General features: G+C 33.1%; 24 protein-coding genes. All 24 read left to right on the forward strand.

All coding sequences use genetic code 11. The annotated features are described in order from the left end of the window. Positions 1–45: 45 nt before the first annotated feature. A complete protein-coding gene (locus ACYPXO_RS09610) occupies positions 46–1,023 on the forward strand; it encodes an LCP family protein (RefSeq protein ID WP_459640356.1) in 978 nt (325 codons plus the stop codon). 53 nt (positions 1,024–1,076) lie between these two features. Beyond that, positions 1,077–1,679: a hypothetical protein gene (locus ACYPXO_RS09615; protein ID WP_459640357.1), complete on the forward strand. Its 603-nt coding sequence runs from the start codon at positions 1,077–1,079 to the stop codon at positions 1,677–1,679. A gap of 85 nt (positions 1,680–1,764) precedes the next feature. Next, a complete protein-coding gene (locus ACYPXO_RS09620; protein WP_459640358.1) occupies positions 1,765–2,496 on the forward strand; it encodes a YveK family protein in 732 nt (243 codons plus the stop codon). A gap of 7 nt (positions 2,497–2,503) precedes the next feature. Further along, the gene (locus ACYPXO_RS09625; protein ID WP_459640359.1) at positions 2,504–3,229 is read left to right on the forward strand and encodes a CpsB/CapC family capsule biosynthesis tyrosine phosphatase; all 726 of its coding nucleotides are present in this window, start codon (positions 2,504–2,506) and stop codon (positions 3,227–3,229) included. A 2-nt stretch (positions 3,230–3,231) separates the two neighbouring features. Then, on the forward strand, positions 3,232–3,909 hold the full coding sequence (locus ACYPXO_RS09630; RefSeq protein WP_459640360.1) for a CpsD/CapB family tyrosine-protein kinase: 678 nt from the start codon (positions 3,232–3,234) through the stop codon (positions 3,907–3,909). A gap of 43 nt (positions 3,910–3,952) precedes the next feature. After that, the gene (locus tag ACYPXO_RS09635; protein ID WP_459640361.1) at positions 3,953–5,815 is read left to right on the forward strand and encodes a polysaccharide biosynthesis protein; all 1,863 of its coding nucleotides are present in this window, start codon (positions 3,953–3,955) and stop codon (positions 5,813–5,815) included. A 4-nt stretch (positions 5,816–5,819) separates the two neighbouring features. Further along, positions 5,820–6,947, forward strand: coding sequence for an aminotransferase class V-fold PLP-dependent enzyme (locus tag ACYPXO_RS09640; protein ID WP_459640362.1), 1,128 nt, complete (start codon positions 5,820–5,822; stop codon positions 6,945–6,947). Positions 6,948–6,967: 20 nt separating this feature from the next. Further along, complete coding sequence (locus ACYPXO_RS09645) at positions 6,968–7,579, forward strand: sugar transferase (RefSeq protein ID WP_459640363.1); 612 nt, start codon at positions 6,968–6,970, stop codon at positions 7,577–7,579. Beyond that, complete coding sequence (locus ACYPXO_RS09650) at positions 7,579–8,739, forward strand: type III PLP-dependent enzyme domain-containing protein (RefSeq protein WP_459640364.1); 1,161 nt, start codon at positions 7,579–7,581, stop codon at positions 8,737–8,739. Before ACYPXO_RS09645 ends, ACYPXO_RS09650 begins: the two co-directional genes overlap by 1 nt. A 41-nt stretch (positions 8,740–8,780) precedes the next feature. Continuing rightward, on the forward strand, positions 8,781–9,023 hold the full coding sequence (locus tag ACYPXO_RS09655) for a hypothetical protein (RefSeq protein WP_459640365.1): 243 nt from the start codon (positions 8,781–8,783) through the stop codon (positions 9,021–9,023). A gap of 49 nt (positions 9,024–9,072) precedes the next feature. Then, on the forward strand, positions 9,073–10,053 hold the full coding sequence (locus ACYPXO_RS09660; RefSeq protein WP_459640366.1) for an ATP-grasp domain-containing protein: 981 nt from the start codon (positions 9,073–9,075) through the stop codon (positions 10,051–10,053). A 41-nt stretch (positions 10,054–10,094) separates the two neighbouring features. Continuing rightward, positions 10,095–11,177: a glycosyltransferase family 4 protein gene (locus ACYPXO_RS09665; RefSeq protein WP_459640367.1), complete on the forward strand. Its 1,083-nt coding sequence runs from the start codon at positions 10,095–10,097 to the stop codon at positions 11,175–11,177. Position 11,178: 1 nt separating this feature from the next. Then, entirely contained in the window at positions 11,179–12,297 is a 1,119-nt protein-coding gene (locus ACYPXO_RS09670) for an EpsG family protein (protein ID WP_459640368.1), read from the forward strand. A gap of 15 nt (positions 12,298–12,312) precedes the next feature. Continuing rightward, positions 12,313–13,398 carry a glycosyltransferase family 1 protein gene (locus ACYPXO_RS09675; RefSeq protein WP_459640369.1) on the forward strand — a complete coding sequence of 362 codons (1,086 nt, stop codon included), beginning with the start codon at positions 12,313–12,315 and terminating at the stop codon, positions 13,396–13,398. After that, the gene (locus tag ACYPXO_RS09680; protein WP_459640370.1) at positions 13,395–13,946 is read left to right on the forward strand and encodes an acyltransferase; all 552 of its coding nucleotides are present in this window, start codon (positions 13,395–13,397) and stop codon (positions 13,944–13,946) included. The genes ACYPXO_RS09675 and ACYPXO_RS09680 overlap by 4 nt, the downstream gene beginning before the upstream one ends. 1 nt (position 13,947) lies before the next feature. After that, complete coding sequence (locus ACYPXO_RS09685) at positions 13,948–14,847, forward strand: glycosyltransferase family A protein (RefSeq protein ID WP_459640371.1); 900 nt, start codon at positions 13,948–13,950, stop codon at positions 14,845–14,847. Between the two features lie 60 nt (positions 14,848–14,907). Further along, a complete protein-coding gene (locus tag ACYPXO_RS09690) occupies positions 14,908–16,101 on the forward strand; it encodes a glycosyltransferase (protein ID WP_459640372.1) in 1,194 nt (397 codons plus the stop codon). Positions 16,102–16,119: 18 nt separating this feature from the next. Next, positions 16,120–16,845: a glycosyltransferase family 32 protein gene (locus tag ACYPXO_RS09695; RefSeq protein ID WP_459640373.1), complete on the forward strand. Its 726-nt coding sequence runs from the start codon at positions 16,120–16,122 to the stop codon at positions 16,843–16,845. 25 nt (positions 16,846–16,870) lie between these two features. Continuing rightward, complete coding sequence (locus ACYPXO_RS09700) at positions 16,871–17,857, forward strand: glycosyltransferase family 2 protein (protein WP_459640374.1); 987 nt, start codon at positions 16,871–16,873, stop codon at positions 17,855–17,857. Beyond that, on the forward strand, positions 17,848–18,969 hold the full coding sequence (locus ACYPXO_RS09705) for a CDP-glycerol glycerophosphotransferase family protein (RefSeq protein ID WP_459640375.1): 1,122 nt from the start codon (positions 17,848–17,850) through the stop codon (positions 18,967–18,969). Before ACYPXO_RS09700 ends, ACYPXO_RS09705 begins: the two co-directional genes overlap by 10 nt. After that, positions 18,970–19,401, forward strand: a complete 432-nt coding sequence (locus ACYPXO_RS09710) for an adenylyltransferase/cytidyltransferase family protein (RefSeq protein ID WP_459640376.1) — start codon at positions 18,970–18,972, stop codon at positions 19,399–19,401. 260 nt (positions 19,402–19,661) lie between these two features. Further along, on the forward strand, positions 19,662–20,855 hold the full coding sequence (locus tag ACYPXO_RS09715) for a glycosyltransferase (RefSeq protein WP_459640377.1): 1,194 nt from the start codon (positions 19,662–19,664) through the stop codon (positions 20,853–20,855). Between the two features lie 121 nt (positions 20,856–20,976). Then, positions 20,977–22,509, forward strand: coding sequence for a lipopolysaccharide biosynthesis protein (locus ACYPXO_RS09720; protein WP_459640378.1), 1,533 nt, complete (start codon positions 20,977–20,979; stop codon positions 22,507–22,509). A 137-nt stretch (positions 22,510–22,646) separates the two neighbouring features. Next, positions 22,647–23,588 carry an acyltransferase family protein gene (locus ACYPXO_RS09725; protein WP_459640379.1) on the forward strand — a complete coding sequence of 314 codons (942 nt, stop codon included), beginning with the start codon at positions 22,647–22,649 and terminating at the stop codon, positions 23,586–23,588. The last annotated feature ends 100 nt before the right edge of the window (positions 23,589–23,688 follow it).

Here is a 23,688-nt window from a genome sequence, read left to right on the forward strand (position 1 = left end):
TATGTATTGGCTTTTCTCGTATCAGAAAGAAACAGGGGAAAATAAGTGAAGAAAAAGAAATACGTTATTTTAGGGATTGTAACGGTTTTGCTTGTAACGGTAGCGGGAGTGCTGGCGTATCGAATGCAGCAGGATAGGAAAAAAGAAAAGATAAAATATGACGGATATACGGACGAGAATCAGGAAACAAATTATATTACCTATAAAGGAGAAAAGTATAAATACAATTATAATTTAAGAACCGTTCTCTTTATGGGGGTTGACAAGGAAGGCGAAATTGAAGAGAAAAAAGTCGGTGGCGGAGGGCAGACAGACAGTTTAGTTCTTTTTGCGATGGATACGGAGAAGAAAACGACACAGGCTCTTTCCGTTTCCAGAGATACGATGACGGATATAAGAACGTATGATATGAGCGGAGAGTTTTTATCGACAGAGAGAGCACAACTTGCATTGCAGTATGCTTATGGTGACGGCAAGGCAAAAAGTTGTGTGTTGACAAGAGAGGCGGTATCTAATCTCCTCTATCAGACGCCGGTTAATTCCTATGTGGCGCTGACAATGGAAGGTTTTTCACGGATTGCCGATGAATTGGGTGGTATACGAATTACAGTGCCACAGGATTATACTCACATTAATCCGGCGTTTAAAAAGGGAGAAACAATCACATTGAACGGAAAAATGGCAGAACAGTATGTGCGTTACAGGGATACGAGTGCATCGGGAAGTAATAATGAACGAATGGAAAGACAAAGCCAATTTATAGAAGCTCTTGTGAAACAATTACAGATTAATATGAAGGAGAAAAAAGATGCCGTCCATCTATATAGAAAAATGAAACCATATATGGTAACGGATATTTCAGAAGAGGAATTGGAAAAAATGATTAATTATGAATTTGAAGGAAAAGTAGAAAAAGTTCCGGGAACAGTTCAGAAGGGTGAAAAGTACGATGAATTTATCGTTGATAATGAAAAATTACAAGAAAAAGTAATAAATATGTTTTACAAACACGAAAAGAGATGATATAATGATGTTACTTGTAAAAACATAGGATGAATATTTAGGAGGGATTTGAAATGCATAAATTAACAAAAAAAGTTTTAGGTATAGTTTTGGCAGGAACACTAAGTATTGCAATGGGAATTACAGCATTTGCAACACCAAGTCCGGAGAAGAATGCTATTGTAACAGAGTATACGGAAGCCGTTGATAAAAATGGTAATAATGTGGAAATTATCATCGAGAATCTTACAGAAGAGGGGAAAGAAGCGGCGAAGTTATTGCAGGATAAACAAACATTAAAGGAGATTATCGGAGATAATTATGTGGACGGCATGGAAGTTATCGATGTTCGCGAGGTAAGAGCGATTGGAAATCCAGTATTTCCGGTAACAATTACTTTTAAAGTTCCGGGAGTACTTGCTTCGACAAATGTGGCGATTCTTCATTATGAGAATGGAGCATGGACTGAAGAACCGTCAAAAGCAGGAAAAGGCACAATTACAGCAACGTTTGATTCTTTGTCACCGGTAGCGTTTGTAGTAGATAAGAACACATCCGCTTCTTCCACAGAATCACCAAAGACGAGTGAAACTCCTACGGTAGCAGTAGCATTAGTTGTTGGTATTGTAGCGTTAGCAAGTGCAGTTATGCTTAAGAAGAAAACAGCACTTAAATAGAAAATAGGACAGATTATGTGGGACAGCGTTGTTTTTTAGAACAAGAAACAATGCTGTTTTTCATGTTAGGAGAAATCAAATTCTAATGGCAGCAAATAAAACAAAGAATAGCAAGACAACAGGAGGGAACATGGAAGAAAGAACATGGGAAAACGAGGAAACAGGAATTGATTTAATTGAGATACTTAATTTGTTATTGCGAAAGTGGTGGCTTATCCTTTTAAGTCTAGCGGTGGGGGCAAGTGCAGCACTTGCGTATACGAAAATTTGTGTTACGCCGCAATATCAGGCTTCTTCAATGATATATGTGTTAGGTACAACAGGCGGGGAATCTATCAATATAGATTTGAGTAGAAAATTGACGGCAGATTTTATTACATTGTCAAAAAGCCGTCCGGTTATTAATGAGGCAATTCAAAAAGTTGGCGCCGACTTATCGTATGAGAGTGTGGCAGGTATGGTTACAGTAGAAAATCCGGCAGACACGAGTATGCTAAAAACAACAGTGACAAGTGCAGATCCAAAGTTGGCAAAGGATTTATCAAACGCAATGTCAGATACACTGGCAATGCGAATTCAGGAAGTGATGAATAAGGATAAACCTAGTACAGTAGAAAAAGCGATAGAACCACAATATCCGGTAACACCAAATACAACAAAAAATATGATGCTTGGAGGGCTTTTAGGAGCGGCGCTTATGATGGGGATTCTTGTGATACGTTTCCTTATGGATGACAGAATTAAAAATCAGGATGATGTTGAGCATTATTTACAGTTAAATGTATTGGCTACAGTTCCGCTTGAAAGAAAGAGATAGGAAAAGTATGAGAGAGATAACGGATATACACAACCATATTCTTCCGATGGTGGATGATGGGGCAAAATCGGTAGTAGAAGCGTTGAAAATGTTGAAAATGCAGGAAAATGATGGGGTGAAAAATGTTATTTTAACGCCCCACTATCGTAAGGGAATGTTTGAAACATCTGCGGAGGAAGTACAGTGGAAGTTTTATAAGTTTCAGGAGTTTGTAGAGAAAAAAGGATTTGATATAAATTTACATTTGGGAAGAGAATGTTATGGAGATGCGGAATTGGTGAAAACGCTTTTAAAAAATCCAAGTTTTCAGATGAATGGAACGAGTTATGTTCTTGTAGAATTTTCTCATTATTATGAATTTCAAAAAATCCGAAATAGTGTATATGAACTTGTATCAGAGGGATACAATCCGATATTGGCACATATTGAAAGATATGCGTGTTTAGTGAAACATAGCGAACATATTGAAGAATTAATAGAAATGGGAGCGTATATGCAGGTGAATGCAGCGACAGTGCTTGGGAAAATGGGATTTTCTCAAAAACGTTTCTGCAAAAAACTTTTGCAGGAGCATTTTGTTCATTTTATTGCGAGTGATGCACATGACCTGCAAAAAAGAAAACCTAATTTACAAGAGTGTAAAAAATATGTGGAGAAAAAAGTGGGAATAGAATATGCGAATGAAATATTTGTTGAAAATCCACAGTTAATGCTAGAAAAAAATAGGAGATAAACATGAAAAAAATTGAAATTGCGCACAACGAACTTTCATATGAAGTAGAAGAAGAAATAAAAACATTGAGAACAAATTTATTGTTTTGTGGAGATGATAAGAAAGCCGTTGTAATTACAAGTTCTTTCCAAGGCGAAGGAAAGACAAATACAGCGGTGGAATTAGCAAAGTCTTTAGCATCCATGCAGAAAAAAGTACTTCTTGTGGACGCTGATTTAAGAAAATCTGTATTAATTTCTCGTTTAAATACGGGAACAGTAGAGCATGGTCTTTCTCATTTCTTATCGGGGCAGTGTTCTTTGGCTGAAGCTGTGTTATCAACGAACATACCACGTCTGCACATTATGTTTTCAGGACCGAGTGTTAAAAATTCAGCAGAACTTTTGACGAATGAACGGTTTGAAAAAATGTTGGAGTCTTTCCGTGAAATTTACGATTATATTATTATTGATTCAGCACCTCTTGGAATGGTTATCGATGCTGCGATTGTGGCAAAACAGTGCGATGGGGCAATTATGGTTATTGAATCAGAAAAGGTAAAATACCGTCTTGCACAGGAAGTAAAACAAAAATTAGAAAAAAGTGGATGTCAGATACTCGGCGTTGTATTGAATAAAGTTCCAAGAAGAAATAGAAAAAAATATTATGGATATGGAAAAAAATATTACGGACAGTATTAAATAGAGTAAAGTACGGGGAAATAAAATTATGAGGAGGCAAAAGATGAAAAGTAGTGAAAAGAACATATCACTATATATGCGTGTTATATTATTATTGGTTGGAGATGTTATTGCTGTAATGCTATCGTCATTTCTTGCATTGTGGATTCGCTATGAATTGATTTTTGCGGATATTGACAGAATTTTTTTGGAATCAATATGGCAGTATGCAGGGATTAATATTATGTGTACGATAGCAGTCTTTTATGTATTCCATTTATATACAAGCCTTTGGAAATATGCAAGTGTAAATGAGTTGGTCAATATTACTTTGGCGGTAATTATTTCAGGAATTTTAAATACGATTGGTATGAAAGCATTTCGTTATCCGATTCCAAGAAGTTATGACATTTTATATACACTTATACTTTTATTTATGATGATATTCATTCGTTTCTTTTATCGGTTTGTACGATTTGTTAAAGGAGAATATTTTCTCAAAAATAAAAAGGAAAACGCAAATGTTATGGTTATCGGTGCAGGCGATGCGGGGGCAGCGATTGTAAAAGAATTGCGTTTGAACAAACAGTTAAAAAGAAGAGTGCGCTGTATGATAGATGACGATCCGGCAAAACAGGGGAAATATATTCAGGGCTGTCTTGTAGTTGGCGGAAAGAAAGATATTATTCCGGCAGTGAAGCAGTATGGCATAACAAAAATTGTTATTGCAATGCCTTCTGCGCCAAAATCTACAATTAAAGAGATTGTAGATCTTTGCCAGCATACCGGATGCAAAATCCGAATCCTTCCGGGAATGTATCAGTTGGTAAATGGAGAAGTGAGTGTATCACAACTTCGTGACGTAGAAATCGGTGACTTGCTTGGTCGTGAACAGATTAAAGTAAATTTAGATGAAATTTTAGGATATGTACAAAATAAAGTTGTTCTTGTTACAGGCGGGGGAGGCTCTATCGGAAGTGAGATTTGTCGCCAGCTTGCAGGGCATGGAGTAAAGCAATTGATTATCGTAGATATTTATGAAAACAATATTTATGAAATTCAACAGGAGTTAAAGAGAAAATATCCTGAATTAAATCTTGTGGCACTGATTGCGTCTGTGAGAAATACACATAGGATTAATGAAATTATGGATAAATATAGACCGCAGGTTGTTTATCATGCGGCAGCACATAAACATGTTCCTTTAATGGAGGACAGCCCAAACGAAGCAATTAAAAATAATGTATTCGGTACATATAAAACAGCATCGGCAGCAGGAAAACATAGTGTAGAACGTTTTGTTTTAATTTCAACAGATAAAGCGGTAAATCCGACCAATATTATGGGTGCGTCAAAACGTATGTGTGAAATGATTGTACAGACACTAGATAAATTCTATGCGACGGAATTTGTTGCGGTTCGCTTTGGAAATGTTCTCGGAAGTAACGGAAGTGTTATTCCGCTTTTTAAGAAACAGATTGCAGAGGGTGGACCTGTTACAGTTACACATCCTGATATTATCAGATATTTCATGACAATTCCTGAGGCGGTATCTCTTGTGCTTCAGGCAGGTGCGTATGCCAAAGGCGGAGAAATCTTTGTGTTAGATATGGGAGAACCGGTAAAAATAGCTGATTTGGCGAAAAATCTTATTCGCCTTTCAGGATTTAAAGTTGGAGAAGATATTGAAATTCAATATACAGGACTTCGTCCGGGAGAAAAGTTGTATGAGGAACTTCTTATGGACGAGGAAGGATTGCAGGCGACAGATAATAATCTGATTCATATCGGAAAACCGATTGATATGGACGAAGCTTTGTTTATGAGACAGTTGAAAGAGTTGAAGGCAGCAGCAGAGAAGGATAGCAAGGCGATTCGTCAGATGGTTAAAGAGATTGTACCAACATATGTGATGAGAGAGGAGTAGAGGAATGGAACAGAAGAGAATATATTTATCTTCGCCAACAATGCACGGTGAAGAACAAAGATTTGTGCAGGAAGCATTTGATACAAACTGGGTAGCCCCACTTGGACCAAATGTGAATATGTTTGAAAAGGAAATTTCTTCTTATGTAGGAAGTGAAGATGGGGCGGCGTTAAGTGCAGGAACTGCAGCTATCCATCTTGCTTTAAAACTGGCAGGCGTAAAGCAGGGAGATACGGTATTTGTATCTTCATTAACGTTTTCCGCTACTTGTAATCCAATTGTATATGAAAAGGCTATACCGGTATTTATTGATTCAGAAAGGGAAACATGGAACATGAGTCCAGAGGCTTTAAAAAAAGCATTTGAAAAATATCCGGAAACAAAGGTTGTTGTTATAGTTCATTTATACGGTACACCGGCGAAAATGGATGAAATTCTTGAAATCTGTAAAGAGCATAATGCAATTTTAATTGAAGATGCGGCAGAAAGTTTAGGCGCAACATATAAAGGAAAACAGACAGGTACTTTTGGAAAATATGGTATTTATTCTTTTAATGGAAATAAGATTATTACAACATCAGGGGGAGGAATGCTTGTTTCTGACGATATAGATGCAGTTGCAAAAGCGCGTTTCTTATCTACACAGGCAAGAGAACCGGAGAGACATTATGAGCATAAAGAAATAGGATATAATTACAGAATGTCTAATGTTATTGCGGGAATCGGAAGAGGGCAGTTATTGCACTTAGATGAACACATTAATAAAAAGAAAGAAATTTATGAAACGTATCAGAAAGCATTTGCTGATATTGAAGAAATTGAAATGAATCCGATACCAGAGGACTGTAAAACAAATTATTGGTTATCCTGTATGACTATAAAACAAGAGAGTAAAGTATCATCTATAGATATTATGTTGGCATTGGAAAAAGAAAATATTGAGAGTAGGCCGATTTGGAAGCCAATGCATTTACAACCTGTATTTTCGGAATATGATTTTGTTACAGTAGAGGAAGTTGGAAGTGTTGGAGAAGATATTTTCAATAGAGGAGTTTGTCTTCCGAGCGATATAAAAAATACAGAAGAAGATATGGATAAAATTATAAAAATCATAAGAAATTTATTTGTGTAAATATTTGTCGGGGGAAGAAAATGTATAAAAAATGTTTTAAACGTTGTATGGATTTTATATTGTCTTTGTTGGCAATTATTGTGTTGTCACCTATTTATATAGTAGTCGCGATTTTGGTTAGAGTAAAACTTGGTAGTCCGATTCTTTTTAGACAGAAAAGACCGGGAAAAGATGAAAAAATATTTGAAATGTACAAATTCCGCACAATGACAGATGAAAAAGATGAAAACGGAGAATTACTTCCAGATGAAGTGAGACTTACAAAATTTGGAAAATTTCTTCGTTCTACTAGTTTAGATGAACTTCCGGAACTTTTTAATATTTTAAAGGGAGATATGAGTATTATTGGACCGAGACCACTTTTGGTAGAATATCTTCCAAGATATAATGCAGAACAAAAACGCCGACATGAAGTGCGTCCGGGACTTAGCGGACTTGCTCAGGCAAATGGCCGCAATGCAATCAGTTGGGAAGAAAAATTTAAGTATGATGTGGAATATGTAGACCATGTAACATTTATTGGTGATTGGAAAATTATTTTCAAAACGATATGGAATGTATTAAAGAGAGAGGGAATTAGTTCGGACACAAGTGCGACAATGGAAGAATTTAAAGGGAAGGGGATAGAGTGATGGAAACACCATATTTTTTGATTTCAGAATCTAAATTGAAGAATAATATATTAGCATTTAAAAATGCCTTAATTGATATATGGCCGAATTCTTTATTGGCGTATTCGGTAAAAACAAATTCATTGCCATGGCTTTTAAAGTATTTAAACAAAGAAAATGTTTTAGCAGAAGTAGTATCAGATCAGGAATATCATTTGGCGAAGTTATGTGGATTTTCTGATAAGGATATTGTTTTTAATGGACCTATAAAAGGGGAGGAAACTTTAAAGGAAGCATTGAAGGGGAAGACGTATGTCAATGTGGATTCTCAAAAGGATTTGGAATATATAAAGCAAAATTGTCCAAAAGATGCGTTTATTGGAGTTAGAGTGAATGTTGATCCAAATGTTTTCGGGGAAAATGATATTGGATATCAAGAAGATGGATTTCGATTTGGATTTTCAGAAAAAAATGGAGCATTATCAGAAACTTTAGAGACCATATTTAAATATTCTCGAAATACAAAGTTAGGATTACATCTTCACTGTAACAGTATTACACGAAGCGTGGAAGTATACCGAAGAATAGCGAAATATGCAGCAAATATAATTAAAAAGTATAACTTAGAATTAAGTTTTATAGATGTTGGAGGTGGATTTTTCGGAGGAGTTGAAGGAAAGCCGACTCAAAGACAATATATTAGTTGTATAAAAGAAGAACTTCAGACGGTAGTTGATATTAGTAAAACAAAATTAATTGTAGAGCCGGGTTCAGCTATTATTGGTTCAGTAGTAGATTTGCATACAAAAGTGTTAGATGCGAAAGATACGGATTATGCTCGAATAGTTACAACAGATGGTAGTAGAGTTCATATTGATCCTTTATGGACAAAAAATAGATATATGTACTCCATTGAGCAAAAGAAAAGGACAAATATGAGAGAAAAACAAGTTGTTTGTGGATATACTTGTATGGATCATGATAGGATTATGATTATCGAAAATAAACCAGAATTACAGGTGGGAGATGAAATAATATACCACAGAGTTGGAGCATATTCTATGACGTTTGGTGGTATGTTTATTAGATATTATCCAGATGTATTTGTAGAGACGGAAAGTGGAATTGAGAAGGTACGTACAGCAATTAGTACAGAGGAATATGTAGATATACATTCTTAGGAGTTGAAAAAGGAAAATAACAACTTTTGAAAGAGTATACTGTGGACAAAAAATTAGTTTTGGGAGAAACAAGAAATCAGGGGAGTTATGCGATAATAAAAAATATATTACTGAGGATTAATGAAGCGTGTAAAAAATGGGCCCTAATTACTATCAATGGAGATGCTACATGTGCGAAAGAAATGATTTGCGGTATTGTTGATGTGTTTTTATCAGAGAATCACAAATTACAGTTTACATCTGATGAAGCAAATCTAGACACTCTTCAGTTGATTTTAGATTAGGGCAAAACAGAAAAGGAATTAGGGGATAAAACTTAGGAGGAAATAGAAAATGAATATATTATTTTGTAGTGCGGGGCGTAGATGTGAACTTTTAAAAAACTTTAGAAAATCAATGGGGAATGAAGGAAAGATTATTGCTACGGATATTAGTTTGACAGCTCCGGCTATATATATGGCGGACAAGTATTACATTGTTCCGAGAATAGACGATGATAAGTATATTTCGATAATTTTGGATATTTGTAAAAAGGAAGAAATTCAGGCGGTTACTACATTGATTGACCCGGAAATTATGATTTTAGCAAAAAACAGAAATAAATTTGAGAAAATTGGAGTAGAAGTATTGACTCCTTATAAAGAGACGGCTGAAATCTGCTTCGACAAATATGTGATGTATGAATACCTAAAGGAAAAAGGAATTAGAACGGTCTTAACATATAGTGATATTGAATCATTCAAGAAAGGACAGGCAGAAGGGGAAATTGACTTTCCGGTATTTGTAAAACCGAGAACAGGAAGCGGCTCGGTAGGTGCAAGAAAAGTAGAAGATATGAAGACGTTAGAAAAGGCTATGATAGAGGATTCTAGTTTGATTATCCAAGAATTTATGAGCGATGCATTGGATATTGATGCAGATATTTATGTGGATACGATTAGTAATCAGGCAGTATCTTTGTTCAGTAAGAAAAAACTAGAAACTAAAATCGGTGGAGCAAGCAAAACGGTTTCTTTTAAAGATGACAATTTAAATCAATTTGCAAGTGAAGCGTTGCAGGCATTTCAATTCAATGGACCGATAGATATGGACTTTTGGTATCGTGATGGACAATATTACTTGTCGGAAATCAATCCAAGATTTGGTGGCGGATATTTGCATGCATATGGTGCAGGTGTTGATTTTGTAAAGTTGATTATGAATAATATGAATGGAATCGAAAATAAGCCATGTTTTGGGAATTATGAGGATGATATCGTGATGATGATGTACGATAGTGTTGTTATTGAGAAGATAGAAGGAATATTAAAATAAGAAGAGTCAAAGAATATATGAAAAAGACAGTGGGGTTCAAAATGAGAATTTTAATTTTAGCAAATGATGCGGAAGGTTTATACAAGTTTAGGAAAGAACTAATCCAAGAGCTGATTGCAAAAGAGAATCAGGTATATATATCTTTGCCAGATGGAGAATTTATAGAGGATTTGATACAGATGGGATGCAAGTTCATTAATACGAGTGTGGACCGTAGAGGAATCAGCCCGAAGACAGATGCAAAATTAATGTTCTTTTATATGAAACTTATAAAAAAACTTCATCCGGACATTGTACTTACTTATACAATTAAACCGAATATCTACGGTGGTATGATGTGTCGTTTTCTTCATATACCTTATGCAGTTAATATTACTGGACTAGGAACGGCTTTTCAAAATGAAGGGATGATAAAAAAATTAGTAACATTTTTGTATAAGCTGTCATTAAAAAAGGCAAAAGTTGTGTTCTTTGAGAATTATGGTAATCAGAAGTTGATGATGGATATAGGCGTGTGTAAAAAAGAACAGGCTTGTTTGGTGAATGGAGCAGGGGTGAATTTAGAGGAATATTCATTCTGTAATTATCCGTCAGAGAGTGAAACACGCTTTCTATTTATTGGAAGAGTCATGAAAGAAAAAGGAATAGATGAGTTATTTGAAGTGGCTGAGAAAATCAGAGAAGAAAGACAAGATGTTTTCTTTGAAATTGTTGGTCCGATGGAAGATGACTATAAGGAACGAATTGATGGTTTAGTGTCAAGAAAAATCATTGAGTATCATGGATATCAGGCAGATGTGAGGCCATTCATTAAAAAATGTCATTGTTTTATACTCCCGTCTTATCATGAGGGGATGGCAAATACACTTTTGGAAGCGGCTGCTATGGGAAGACCATTGATTACGAGCAGGATTCATGGATGTATGGAAGCTGTTGAAGAAGGAATAAATGGATATTTAGTAAATGTAAAAGATTCAGAAAAACTTTTGGAACAGATAAAGAAATTTCTTAATATTGATTATGACAATAAAAAAATGATGGGAAATTCATCGAGAAAAATTGTGGAAAGAAAGTTTGATAAGGCAAAAGTAGTGGAGAAAACAATAAAGGTGTTAGGAGTATAAAATGATTCAAATATGGATATTGATGCTTATAGCATTAGGGATGGGATGGATTTATGAACATGTATATATTCAAGACCCAATACACAGTTTAAAAACGCAAAAAATTAGTGTTGTTTTTATAATAATGACAATTATATTGGGGGGATTCTTGGGCTTAAGAACTAGTTTTAATGATACATACACATATCGGGTAGGATATGAAATGATTGCAGAACTGCCGGCGTTTTGGAATACATTTGACCCATCTTTAAGTAAAGACCCAGGGTTTAATTTGTGTAATGCAATTCTGAAAACGCTTGGTGTGTCAACACAAAACTGGCTTATGATTTATTCGTTAATAACGACAGGATTATATCTTCATTTTATCAGAAAACATTATAATCAATTATCATTGAATATTTATTTGTTTTTCTGTGTTGGAGCATTTACATTTACTGCGGCGGCAATAAAGCAATCGATGGCAACGGCAATTTGTTTGTGTGCTTTGACATTAGCGGAAGAAAAAAAATGGATAAGGTATTGTTTGTTAATCTTTTTGGCAAGCACATTTCATATGTATGCATTGATATTTTTAATTGTTCCTTTTTTGATGTTTAAACCTTGGACAAAACGGACATTACTTTTAGTCATCGGAACTGTGATTATAGCATTTTCTTTGGAGCGAATGTTTGGAACGATTAATTCTATAACAAATGCATTGGGCGAATCTTATAGCAGTACAGAATTTAGCGGTGAAGGTGTAAATATTTTTCGAGTTCTAGTATGTAATGTACCAATTATGCTAGCAGTGTTTTTTCATAAAGAAATTTTCGAAAAGAGTACAAAAAAAGAAAATCTAATGTTTAATTTATCTATGGTTAATGGTTGCATTATGTTTATTGGAATTTTTGGGACTGCTAACTATTTTGCACGATTAGCAAATTATTTTGTGATGGCCCAAGCGATTACGTTACCGAATATGGTAAACAAACTTAATGCTAGAAATAGAAAATTTGTCAAAATCTCAATGATAATAGGTTATCTTTTATTTTTTTATTACGATTGTAATATTGTATATGGGAGATTCAATCAGCTATTCCGTCGACTAACCGTAATGGAATATTTACAACAACTTTTTTAAATTAAGAGGTGAAATATGATTAGAATACTTCATGTTGTAACACATATGAATCGTGGTGGATTGGAAACTATGATTATGAATTATTATAGAAACATAGATAGAGAAAAAATTCAGTTTGACTTTTTAGTACATCGACAGGAAAAAGCAGACTATGATGAAGAAATACTATCGATGGGAGGGATAATTTATAGAATATCGAGACTGAATCCATTTGATAGAGGATACCGAAAGGAGTTAGAGACTTTTTTTGAGCAACACAAAGAGTATCAAACAGTTCATGTTCATCAGGATTGTATGAGTTCGATTATTCTTAAAGTAGCGAAAAAGTGTGGAGTAAAGGTGAGGATTGCACACAGCCACAGTTCTAGTCAGGATAAAGACATTAAATATCCGATTAAGTTGATATATCGATATTTTATACCTAAATATGCTACTCATTTGATGGCATGTAGCGATGCGGCTGGAAAATGGATGTTCCGAAGCACTAAATTCGAGATTGTAAATAATGCCATTGATTCAAAAATATATTCATTTGATAAAATTAAGAGGAGAAGTATTAGAGAAAAATTAGGTATACAAAGTGATGAATTTTTGATAGGACATGTGGGAAGATTTTGCTATCCCAAAAATCATCATTTTCTTATTGATATATTCTATGAATTAAATAAAAAGATACCTGCGAAATTAATCTTAGTAGGAGAAGGGGAGCTTCGTACGGAAACAGAAGAAAAAGTAAAAAAATTAGGACTGAAAGAACGAGTTATATTTACCGGATTACGTAGTGATGTTTCGGATTTGTTGCAGACTATGGATGTATTTGTGTTTCCATCACATTATGAAGGGTTCCCCGTTACATTGATTGAAGCGCAAGCTGCGGGATTACCATGTTTGATTTCTGACGGAGTTCCGATTGAGTGTAAAAAAACAAGTTTGGTAGAACAAGAGTTGTTATCAAGGTCGGCTGATGAATGGGCGGAGGATATCTTAAGGTTGAAAACAATACCGCGTAGAAATACATATCAGGATATAGTAAAAGCAGGATATGATATACAAGAAAATGCAAGGCGGTTAAGTAAAATTTATGAGGAGATGAGTCGGTGAATTTGAAAGAATCGATAAAGAATATTGTAAAAAGAATGAATGGTGAAATACCAACAGCAGCTTTGGTAAAACGCGGGCTTAAGGTTGGAAAGAATTTTAATAGACAGCAAGGAAGTTATATTGACCCAACCCATTGTTTCTTAGTAGAGATTGGCGATAATGTAACGTTTTCTATTAGAGTTACAATTTTAGCTCATGATGCCAGTACGAAGAAAAGTATTGGATATACAAAGATTGGTAAGGTCGTCATTGGTGATAACGTATTTGTAGGAGCGAATGTAACAATACTTCCGAATGTAGTGATTGGTAATAATGTAGTAGTAGGAGCTAATAGTGTGGTAACAAAGAATATTCCGGATAATTGCGTGGCAGCAGGAAATCCGGCAAAAGTGATTTGCAGTATTGAGGAATTTATCCAACGTAATACTACGAAAATGGAAAACTCTCAGAGATTTGGAAAAGAGTATCGTTTTTCTAAAAGTATGACAGAACAGAAGAAGAAGGAGATAATAGAAGCAGTTCAACAGGGGATTGCTTATATAGATTAATATGGAAAAAAGAATCACAGTTTTTACTCCAACATATAATAGGGCACATTTACTTCATAGTTGCTATGAAAGTTTGCTTAGACAAAGTAATCAACTATTTAAATGGTTGATTATTGATGATGGTTCAACAGATAATACACGAGAAGTGGTTGAGAAATGGATAGCAGAAAAGGAAATAGAAATTAAATATATCTATAAAGAAAACGGAGGACTCCATACGGGATATAATACTGCTATAGAAAGTATGGATACAGAATTGTCCATATGCATTGATTCAGACGATTGGCTTCCAGATAATGCGATTGAATTAATTTTATCTGTTTGGGATAAGAACAAATCTGATGATTTGGCCGGACTTATTGGACTTGATTATACAGCAGACGGGAGAATTATAGGTGATGTGCTTCCTAATGGGGAAAAGATTGAACCAATCAAATTGTTGGCTTCCAAGAATAACCGAGGAGACAAAAAATATGTAGTGAGAACATCGGTATATAAGGAAGTTGCACCAATGCCGGTTTTTGCGGGCGAAAAAAATTTTAATCCGCATTATATGATTTTAAAACTTAGTGCAAAATATAAGTTTTTAGCTGTGAATCAGCCTTTGTGCATTGTGGATTATCAAGAGGATGGAATGTCCGCAAATATATTTAAACAATATATAAATAGTCCGAAAAGTTTTGCAGAATTGAGAAGAATGATTATGGATTTACCGAATGTGCCGTTTCAATATCTGTGTAAGACAACCATTCACTATATTTCAAGTAGTATAATTGCAGGCAATAAGGGATATATAAGAAAATCTCCAAGAAGATTGTTGACGGTTTTATTGTGGCCAGTAGGATATCTGTTATCAGGTTATATTAAGAAAAATGAAAATAAGATACTAAATATGAAATAATAGTAGTGGGGATTGTAACTAAAAAGGTGTATATTTACATTTTTTGATGTGGAGATGGAAATGAAAAGAATTATTATAGTTTCTCATGCGATGGAAATAGGAGGAGCTGAAAGGGCTCTTTTGGGATTATTAAATAGTTTTGATTATTCAAAGTATGAGGTAAATCTATTTTTAGCAAGACAAGAAGGAGAATTATTAAAATTTATACCAAAAGAAGTGGTGATTCTCCCGATGAATCAGGCAAGATATCTTGCTGTACCGATGAAAGCGTTAATTTCAAAACATGAAGTGAAAATGTTATATGGAAGATTGAAAGCAAAGTATTTAGCTAAAAAACGAGTGAAAGAGCTGAAACTTAAGAGAGATAATCAAGTAGAACTGGTTTATAGTCATAAATATACATGGAGATATATGGATGATATTAATCCCAATACAGAATATGATTTGGCAATTAGCTTTTTGACTCCGCATTATATATGTTTAAATCATGTGAAAGCAAAGCAAAGAATTGCTTGGATACATACAGATTACTCGACAGTCGATATAGATATTGAGACTGAAATAGAAATGTGGGAATCCTATGATTATATTGCTTCTATATCTGAAAAAGTAACAGAAGCATTTTTAAAAAAGTTTCCTACATTACAAAATAAAATTATAGAAATTGATAACATTATTACAAATAGTATGGTGGAAAATCAGGCCGAAGAAAAAGTAGCTATAGATTTTGATAAGGAAAAAAGTGTAAACTTATTATCTATTGGACGTTTTTGTCATGCGAAAAATTTTGATAATGTGCCTCAAATATGTAAATATATTATGGAGAATGGGATTAACGTAAAGTGGTATCTGATTGGATTTGGAGGGGATGAGCAATTAATTCGAGAGAATATTATCAAATATGGAATGGAAGAGAATGTAATTGTTTTAGGGAAAAAAGATAATCCATATCCATATCTGAAAGTTTGTGATATTTATGTGCAGCCTTCCAGATATGAAGGTAAGGCAGTTACAGTACGAGAAGCACAGATTCTGCATAAACCTGTCGTTATAACAGACTTTGCGACTGCAGATTCACAAGTAAAAGATGGTTATGATGGTATAATTGTACCAGTGGATAATGAAGGATGTGCGGAAGGAATCATAAGACTTATAAAAGATACTACATTACAAAATGAGTTGGTTGAAAATATGAAAAAAATTCATTATAGTAATGAAACTGAAATTAAAAAAATCTATAAATTGCTTGAATGATGAGAAGAGGGATGATATATGGCAGGAAGTGGGGAAATACCTAAAATTATTCATTATTGTTGGTTTGGTGGGAAAGAGAAGCCGGAACCAATAAAAAAGTGTATTGAAAGTTGGAAAACGCATCTATCTGACTATCGGTTTATGGAATGGAATGAGCGAAATTTCGATGTAAATCAATTACAGTATACAAAAGATGCTTATGCAGCAAAGAAATATGCATTTGTTAGTGATGTTGCAAGAGTAAAAGCGCTATTAGAATATGGCGGTATTTATTTTGATACAGATGTAGAGGTATTCAAGAGTTTTGATGATGTTTTGGATGCTAAGTGTCTTTTAGGATTTGAAGAAGGAAACTACGTGGCAACAAGTATGATGGGAACTGTTCCAGGATATCCGTTGTTTCAAAAATTTTTTAACTTATATAAGACGATATCTTTTTATGGAGAAGATGGAAAAATTATTGAAGGAACAAATGTATCAAAATTAACTGAATTGTTAGAAGAATATTCATTACAGAGGAATAATTGTTATCAAGAACTGAAAGATGGAATGAAGATTTATCCTAAAGAATATTTCTCGCCATATGTATACACATATTGTACATATCAGATTACGGACAAGTCCTATTGTGTGCATCATTTTTACGTTAGCTGGTTACCTTGGTATGTGAAAGTAAAGAAAATAATAAAAAAAGTTTTGGTTAAAATTGTCGGATTAGAAAATCTTAAGAAGCTAATGGAGTAAAAAAAGGATATAAACAGAGGAAATCATGATGAAAAGTAAACTTGTATCAATTGTTATACCTGTATATAACGTAGAAGATTATTTGAAGAGATGTATCGAGAGCGTGATACAACAGACTTACAAAAATTTGGAAATTATTATAGTAGATGATGGTGCGACTGATGATAGTCCTATTATATGTGATGAGTATGCTTCAAAAGATGAGAGAATAAAGGTGATTCATAAAATAAATGGAGGACTTTCTGACGCCAGGAATGTTGGTTATTCAGAATCAAGAGGGGAATATATATTCTTTTTAGATAGTGATGATTGGCTTGAAAAAAATACGATTGAAATTCTTTATGAGGCTCTTCTGCGATATGATGCAGATATAGTTGTAGCAAATTATTATTACCAATATGAATTTCATTGTGTAAGTGCAAATGTGATAGAAGAAGTGCAAGTGTATAATCGAAAGCAGGCAATGGAGGAGTTGCTTAGAAATGATTTGATTAAAAATTTTGCATGGGGGAAATTGTATAAAAGAGAATTATTGGAAGAATATGCTTTTCCGGTAGGCAAATTATTTGAAGACACTTATTGGACACACTTGATATTTAACCAAGCGCAAAAGATTGTTTTAGTAAAAGAAGAGTTGGTTTACTACTTTCAGAGGAGCACGAGCATATCATATGTGTTTGATATTAAAAAGTTACATATTTTGGATGGATATAAGGAGAGAAGAGAATTCGTAAAAAAAGAGTATCCGGAATTATTGTATTTAATTGATGAGACCATGATTTCTTTAATGATAAATTTATACATGGATTCGATAAGGCATTTTGACCGAAAAATACATAAAAATTTCAAAACAGTTCTTATGAAATTATGTAAAGAGTTGCAAGAGGAAATTAATCAGAATCCGCTAATTGATAAAGAAAAAAAAAGTCAATTTAATAGCTTTTATAAGTCGACAAAAATATATTTTATAAAAGAATGTATGAAAAAAGTTAGGGGGAAATTATGGGCATAAAAAAGATAGTGTATAAGTTCTTAAGAGTATTTCCGATTAAAAAGAACCGTATACTTTTTTTTAGTTATTATGGGGCAAACTATGGCGGTTCGCCTAAATATTTGAGTGAATATTTTGAAAAAGTCAATCCAGAACTTGAGGTTGTATGGGCATTCACAGATGTTAAAAAGCATAAAAAACTGGAAAACAAAAAATTAGTAAAATATAGTTCTATAAAATATTATTACTATTTGGCAACAAGTCATTTTATTATCACAAATTATAGAATGACATTAGAATTCGATAAGCGAAAAGAGCAAAGATATATACAGACATGGCATAGTTCTTTGAGACTTAAAATGATTGAAAAGGATGCGGAAGACACATTGCCAAAACACTATGTGGAGATGGCAAAAAAGGATTCAAAGCAGATAGATTTGTTACTTGCGGGAAATAAAAAGAGCAAAGAAATTTATGAGAATGCATTTTGGTATATGGGCGACTACTTAGAATGCGGAACGCCTCAGTGTGACTTGTTTTTTCAAGAGCATAATGAATTCTATAATAAAGTGATGAAAGGTTTAGGCTTAGAATCTGGAAAGAAGATACTATTATATGCACCAACCTTTAGGAAAAATCATGATTTGTCGGTGTATAATATTGAATATGATAATCTGAAAATATCGTTGGAGCAGAAATTTGGCGGGGAATGGATGATTTTAGTCAGATTGCATCCGCATTTGTTGAATGAGGTGAAGAATCTGAAGTTTAATGAATATATCATTAATGCAACTTCTTATGATGACATACAGGAACTATTAAGTGTTGCAGATGCTGTTATCACGGATTATTCAGCGCTGATGTTTGATTATATTCTTACTAAGAAACCATGTTTCTTATATGCAAGTGATTATGAGGCCTATACTTCAACAGACCGAAAACTATATTTCAATATTAAAGAGTTACCATTTCCGATTAGTTTTGATAATAAAGAGTTGAATTGTCAAATACTCGATTTTTCTGTGGACGAATATCAGAAAAATTGCGAATTGTTTTTGAAAGAAAATATAGGTTCATGGGATGACGGAAATGCATGTAAAAGAGTATTAGAGTATATCGAAGGAGAAATGTAAATGAAAGAATATAAAATTGGTTATACATCTGGAGTATATGATATGTTCCATATAGGTCATTTGAATGTATTGAATAATGCAAAAAAATATTGTGAATATCTGATTGTGGGTGTAAGCACAGATGAACTTGTGCAAGAATATAAGGGGAAAACACCAATTATACCTTATGAGGAAAGAAAGGCGATTGTAGAAAATATTAAGTGCGTTGATAAAGTAATACCGCAGAAAGATATGGACAAGTTAAAGGTATTATTGGAGTATAATTGTGATTCCATCTTTGTCGGAGATGATTGGAAAGGTACAGAGAAATGGAATAATTTTGAAAAACAGTTTGCGGAATATGGTATAAAAGTGACGTATTTACCTTATACAAAAGGAACGTCATCTACAAAATTGCGAGAAGTGTTGGATATGTTTTTACAGAAAAAGTAAGTATAGAAAATTAATCAGTAAAATATCTGCCAAAGAGAACTGTTTGTATGCTATCATACAGATACAGTTTCTTTCCGGGAGATGGTTGATTATTACTTGATATCTCAATTTTACCATAAACCAGTGAAGAGTTGTTTTATTTTGTGACAAAAAGAATCCTGTATTTATGTGAATTTTGGCATTTTGTAAACGCCAAAGTATATATCAAGAAGAAAGGAGATATGGTATTTAGTTATTTATAAATATCATATAAAAAATAAATGAAAAAACTTTTGTTTGTAATTGAGTCTTTATCTCTAGGTGGAGCTGAGAAAAGTTTAGTTACTTTATTAAACTTATTAGATTATGAGAAATATGAAGTGGATTTACAATTGTTTTCTTATGGTGGAGAATTTGAAAAATTGTTACCGGAAAAGGTGAATGTATTACCAATATTACCATTCTTTGAATATTGTAATATTCCGTATAAAAACATTGGAAAAAAGATAGAGGATGTTAAAAAGTTTTCTTCACAAGTATCGTATTCATTAAAATTGAGAAGAAAGAGATATAACAATATAGAAAAATCTGTTTTAATGTGGAAATGTGTGCAAAAATCCTTTGAAATAATGGACAAGCAATATGATGTGGCAATTGCTTATGCTCAAGGAGTACCTACTTTTTATGTTGCAGATAGGGTTAAAGCATCGAAAAAAATTGCTTGGATTAATGCAACATATGTACCTAAAAATAAAGAGATGAATTATATTAATCAAATATATGAGAAATTTGATTATGTGAATTTAGTGGCAGAAGGTGGGTATCAAAAATTTGCTGAAATATTTCCTATGCATAAAACTAAGAGAATTATGATTAAGGATATTTTAGATTGTGATTTTGACAAAAAAATGGCGAATTTATCTGGAGAAAAAATAGAAAGAAACAACGATAGAGAAATCATTTTATTAACTGTTGGGAGACTAATAGAATCGAAAGGGTATGACCTTGCTCTTCAAGCATGTAAAGTCTTAAAAGAAAAGAACTTTCCTATTAAATGGTATGTTATTGGTGAAGGGAATCAAAGAAAGAATATAGAGCAAAAGATGAAAGAATTTTCTTTAGAAGATACTTTTATTTTATTAGGTGCTAAGAGTAATCCGTACCCATTTTTTAAATCTTGTGATATTTATGTACAAACTTCGCGATTCGAAGGATTTTGTATAACTCTTTCAGAAGCACGTATGTTTGAAAAGCCAGTGGTTACTACGGAATTTAATACAGTATATTCACAGATTATTCCTGAAAAAAATGGATTGATAGTATCGTTGGATGGAAATGCAATTGCAGCAGGAATAGAGAAAATGATACAGGATACGGAATATAGAAATAGGATTATACAATATATAAGAAATGAGAAAATAGGAAATCGAGAAGAATTAGAGAAGTTTTATGAGATTGTAGAAAGAGAAATATAGAGATATTTAGAATCCAATATATAAAGAAATGTTAAATTTATTAATTGACAAAAAGACAAGAGATAAATATATTTCAAATTTGAAAAGAGAAAATATGAGTATTAGATAGGAGGATGATATTTTGAGGACAAAGAAATCTGCCATAAATACAATAGTTGCATTTGCTTCGCAAGTAATTGTTATTTTGTTGGGTTTTATCTCTAGAAGAGTTCTGATATATAGTGTGGGAGTGCAATATTTAGGTATCAATGGATTGATGACTAACATCTTAACTATTTTTTCATTAGCAGAGTCAGGGATTGGAATTGCAATCGGATATAGCCTGTATAAGCCGCTTGCAGAAAATGATATAGAAAAAATAAAGTCTTTGATGAGATTTTATAAAAGAACATATCAATTTCTTGCAGCACTAACAGCAGGTATTGGATTATTGTTTTATCCTTTCCTTCCTATATTTTTGAAAGGGAATACAGCCCCGGATGTAACTGCTATATATTTTTTGTTTTTGCTTAGCTCAGTTGCATCTTATTTGTGGTCATATAAAGTTACGTTAAACAGCTCAGACCAAAATAAATATTTGTATACAATAGCTAATACTGTTACGCAAATAGGTGTTTTAATTGTAAAGGTATTTATCTTATATTTTACAGAAAATTATATTTTATATTTAGCTATAGAGATTGGAAGTACTTTAATAAAGAATATTATCTTTTCTGCAATTTTAGATAAAAAGTATCCATATTTAAAAGATAAGAGTGTTCAAAAATTAGATATAGAAACAAAAAGAAAGTTATTTACTAATATAAAAGCGTTGTTTGTAGGGAAGTTTGGTTATATTATTTCTCAATGTTCAGATAATTTGGTTATATCATCTCTAGTGAGTATTAATGCGGTTGGTATGTATAGCAATTACACGACACTGGTAACATCTGTGGCTGGGTTTGTAACTACGTTTTCAAGTGGTGTTACTGCAAGTATGGGGAATCTAATTGCAAGTGAAACAAAGGAACGTTCATACGCAGTATATAAGAGAATAGATTTTATAAATTTTTGGTTATACACGTTTACGGGGATAGGACTATTCTGTTTAATAGAGCCATTTGTGGAGATATGGTTGGGAAGAGATTATATTTTATCTTTTGGTATTTTGGTGTTTGCGGTTTTAACTTATTACTTAAAAGGGATTAATTCGGGGATAGATATTGTAAAAAGCGCATCTGGTCTTTTTTATCCGGATAGATATGTTCCGGTAATTGAAGCTGTGATAAATTTAATTCTTTCACTTATTTTGGCTACAAAATACGGACTGGTTGGTGTTTTGGCAGGGACTTTGATAAGTTTTCTGTTGTGTTCGTTTTGGACAAAACCTTATTTTGTGTATAGAGAAGTTTTTGAAATGTCCTTTAGAAATTATATTTTATGGGAGGGTGAAAAAATTATAACAAGTGTAGTTGTTGCTGGGCTTACATATTATTTACAATCGTTGGTTAGAATGGAAAATCTATTTTTAGAGTTTATTTTGAAAATGGTTGTAGTTACTATTTTAGCAAATGGAATTCTTGTTTTGAGATATTATAGAACAGAAGAATTTGGCTATATAAAAGGGATAGTGACAAGTGTTTTAGATAAGTTGAAAAGTGCTAAAAAGCATTAGTATAGGAAGGTGAGAGTGATGAGGGAGAGAGAGTCGAAATTTGAATTGTTACGGATTATATGTATGTTATTTGTTATTACAGAGCATTTAGTGCCTCATATTACTGATATGCAAAATATTGGTGGTGGGGGTACTATATTGGCAATATTATAAAAAGTTTTTGTATTGTTGCAGTTAATTGCTTTGTACTGCTATCCGGATATTTTGGCATAAAAATGAAAGTGAAGAGGATTTTCCAATTAGATACAGTAGTATGGTTTTGGGGAATTACAGGTTTGGTGTTAGGCACTGTGACGGGAATGCATCTGTTACAAGTGAAGACAGATATTTTGTTTTTGCTTCCAATCATAACGAAAAGAAATTGGTTTGTGACGACATATGTTGTTTTGTACTTAATCAGTCCGATTTTAAATTTTGTGATTGAAAAATTTAGTAAAAAGCAGTTTCAGAGTTTGATTGTTTTAATGGTTATTATTTTCTATATCTTACCAACAATCGAATATACTTTAAATGCACCAACTGTTACAATGGATAGTGGTTATGGAATCGTTAATTTTGTATGTTTATATTTTATAGGAAGATATTTTAAACTTTATTTAGGTAATGTTAAAAAGGCATATACTGGAATTGGATATTTTTTGAGTTGTATCTTATTATTTATAGGAAATCATGTAATGAGTGTAATGATGGGATTCTATTTTAATACATATATTAGTTATGATACAATTTTTTGTCTGGCAGGTGCAATGTGTCTATTTTTATGGTTTAGAGAACTAAATCTGCAATCAAAGATAATCAATAGGATTGCGGGATATAGTTTTGCTGCCTTTATTATACATATGAGTCCGTTTTATGGAGATATCATTTGGAAAGTGGCAGAACAGATTAGTGAAAAATCTTTTGGGGCATTTGGGCTTGTGTTGATTATTACACCTTTTTTAGTATATGGTTTAGCGATATGTTTAGAATTTGTAAGACAAAAATTGTTTGGCAAAGTAGAAAATACGTTTATAGAGAAAATCACAAAAACGAAGTATATTACTATAGTTGAAAAACGAATGAAAGAATTTAGTGAATAGATTCAAGGTAAGAAACAGTCAGATGTGATAGTTATAAAGAATAGAAATTTAAGCGTTGGGGGAAAAATGAAAGATTTACTTTTGGTCCTATGTCAAGATT

Source organism: Faecalimonas canis (assembly GCF_054601575.1).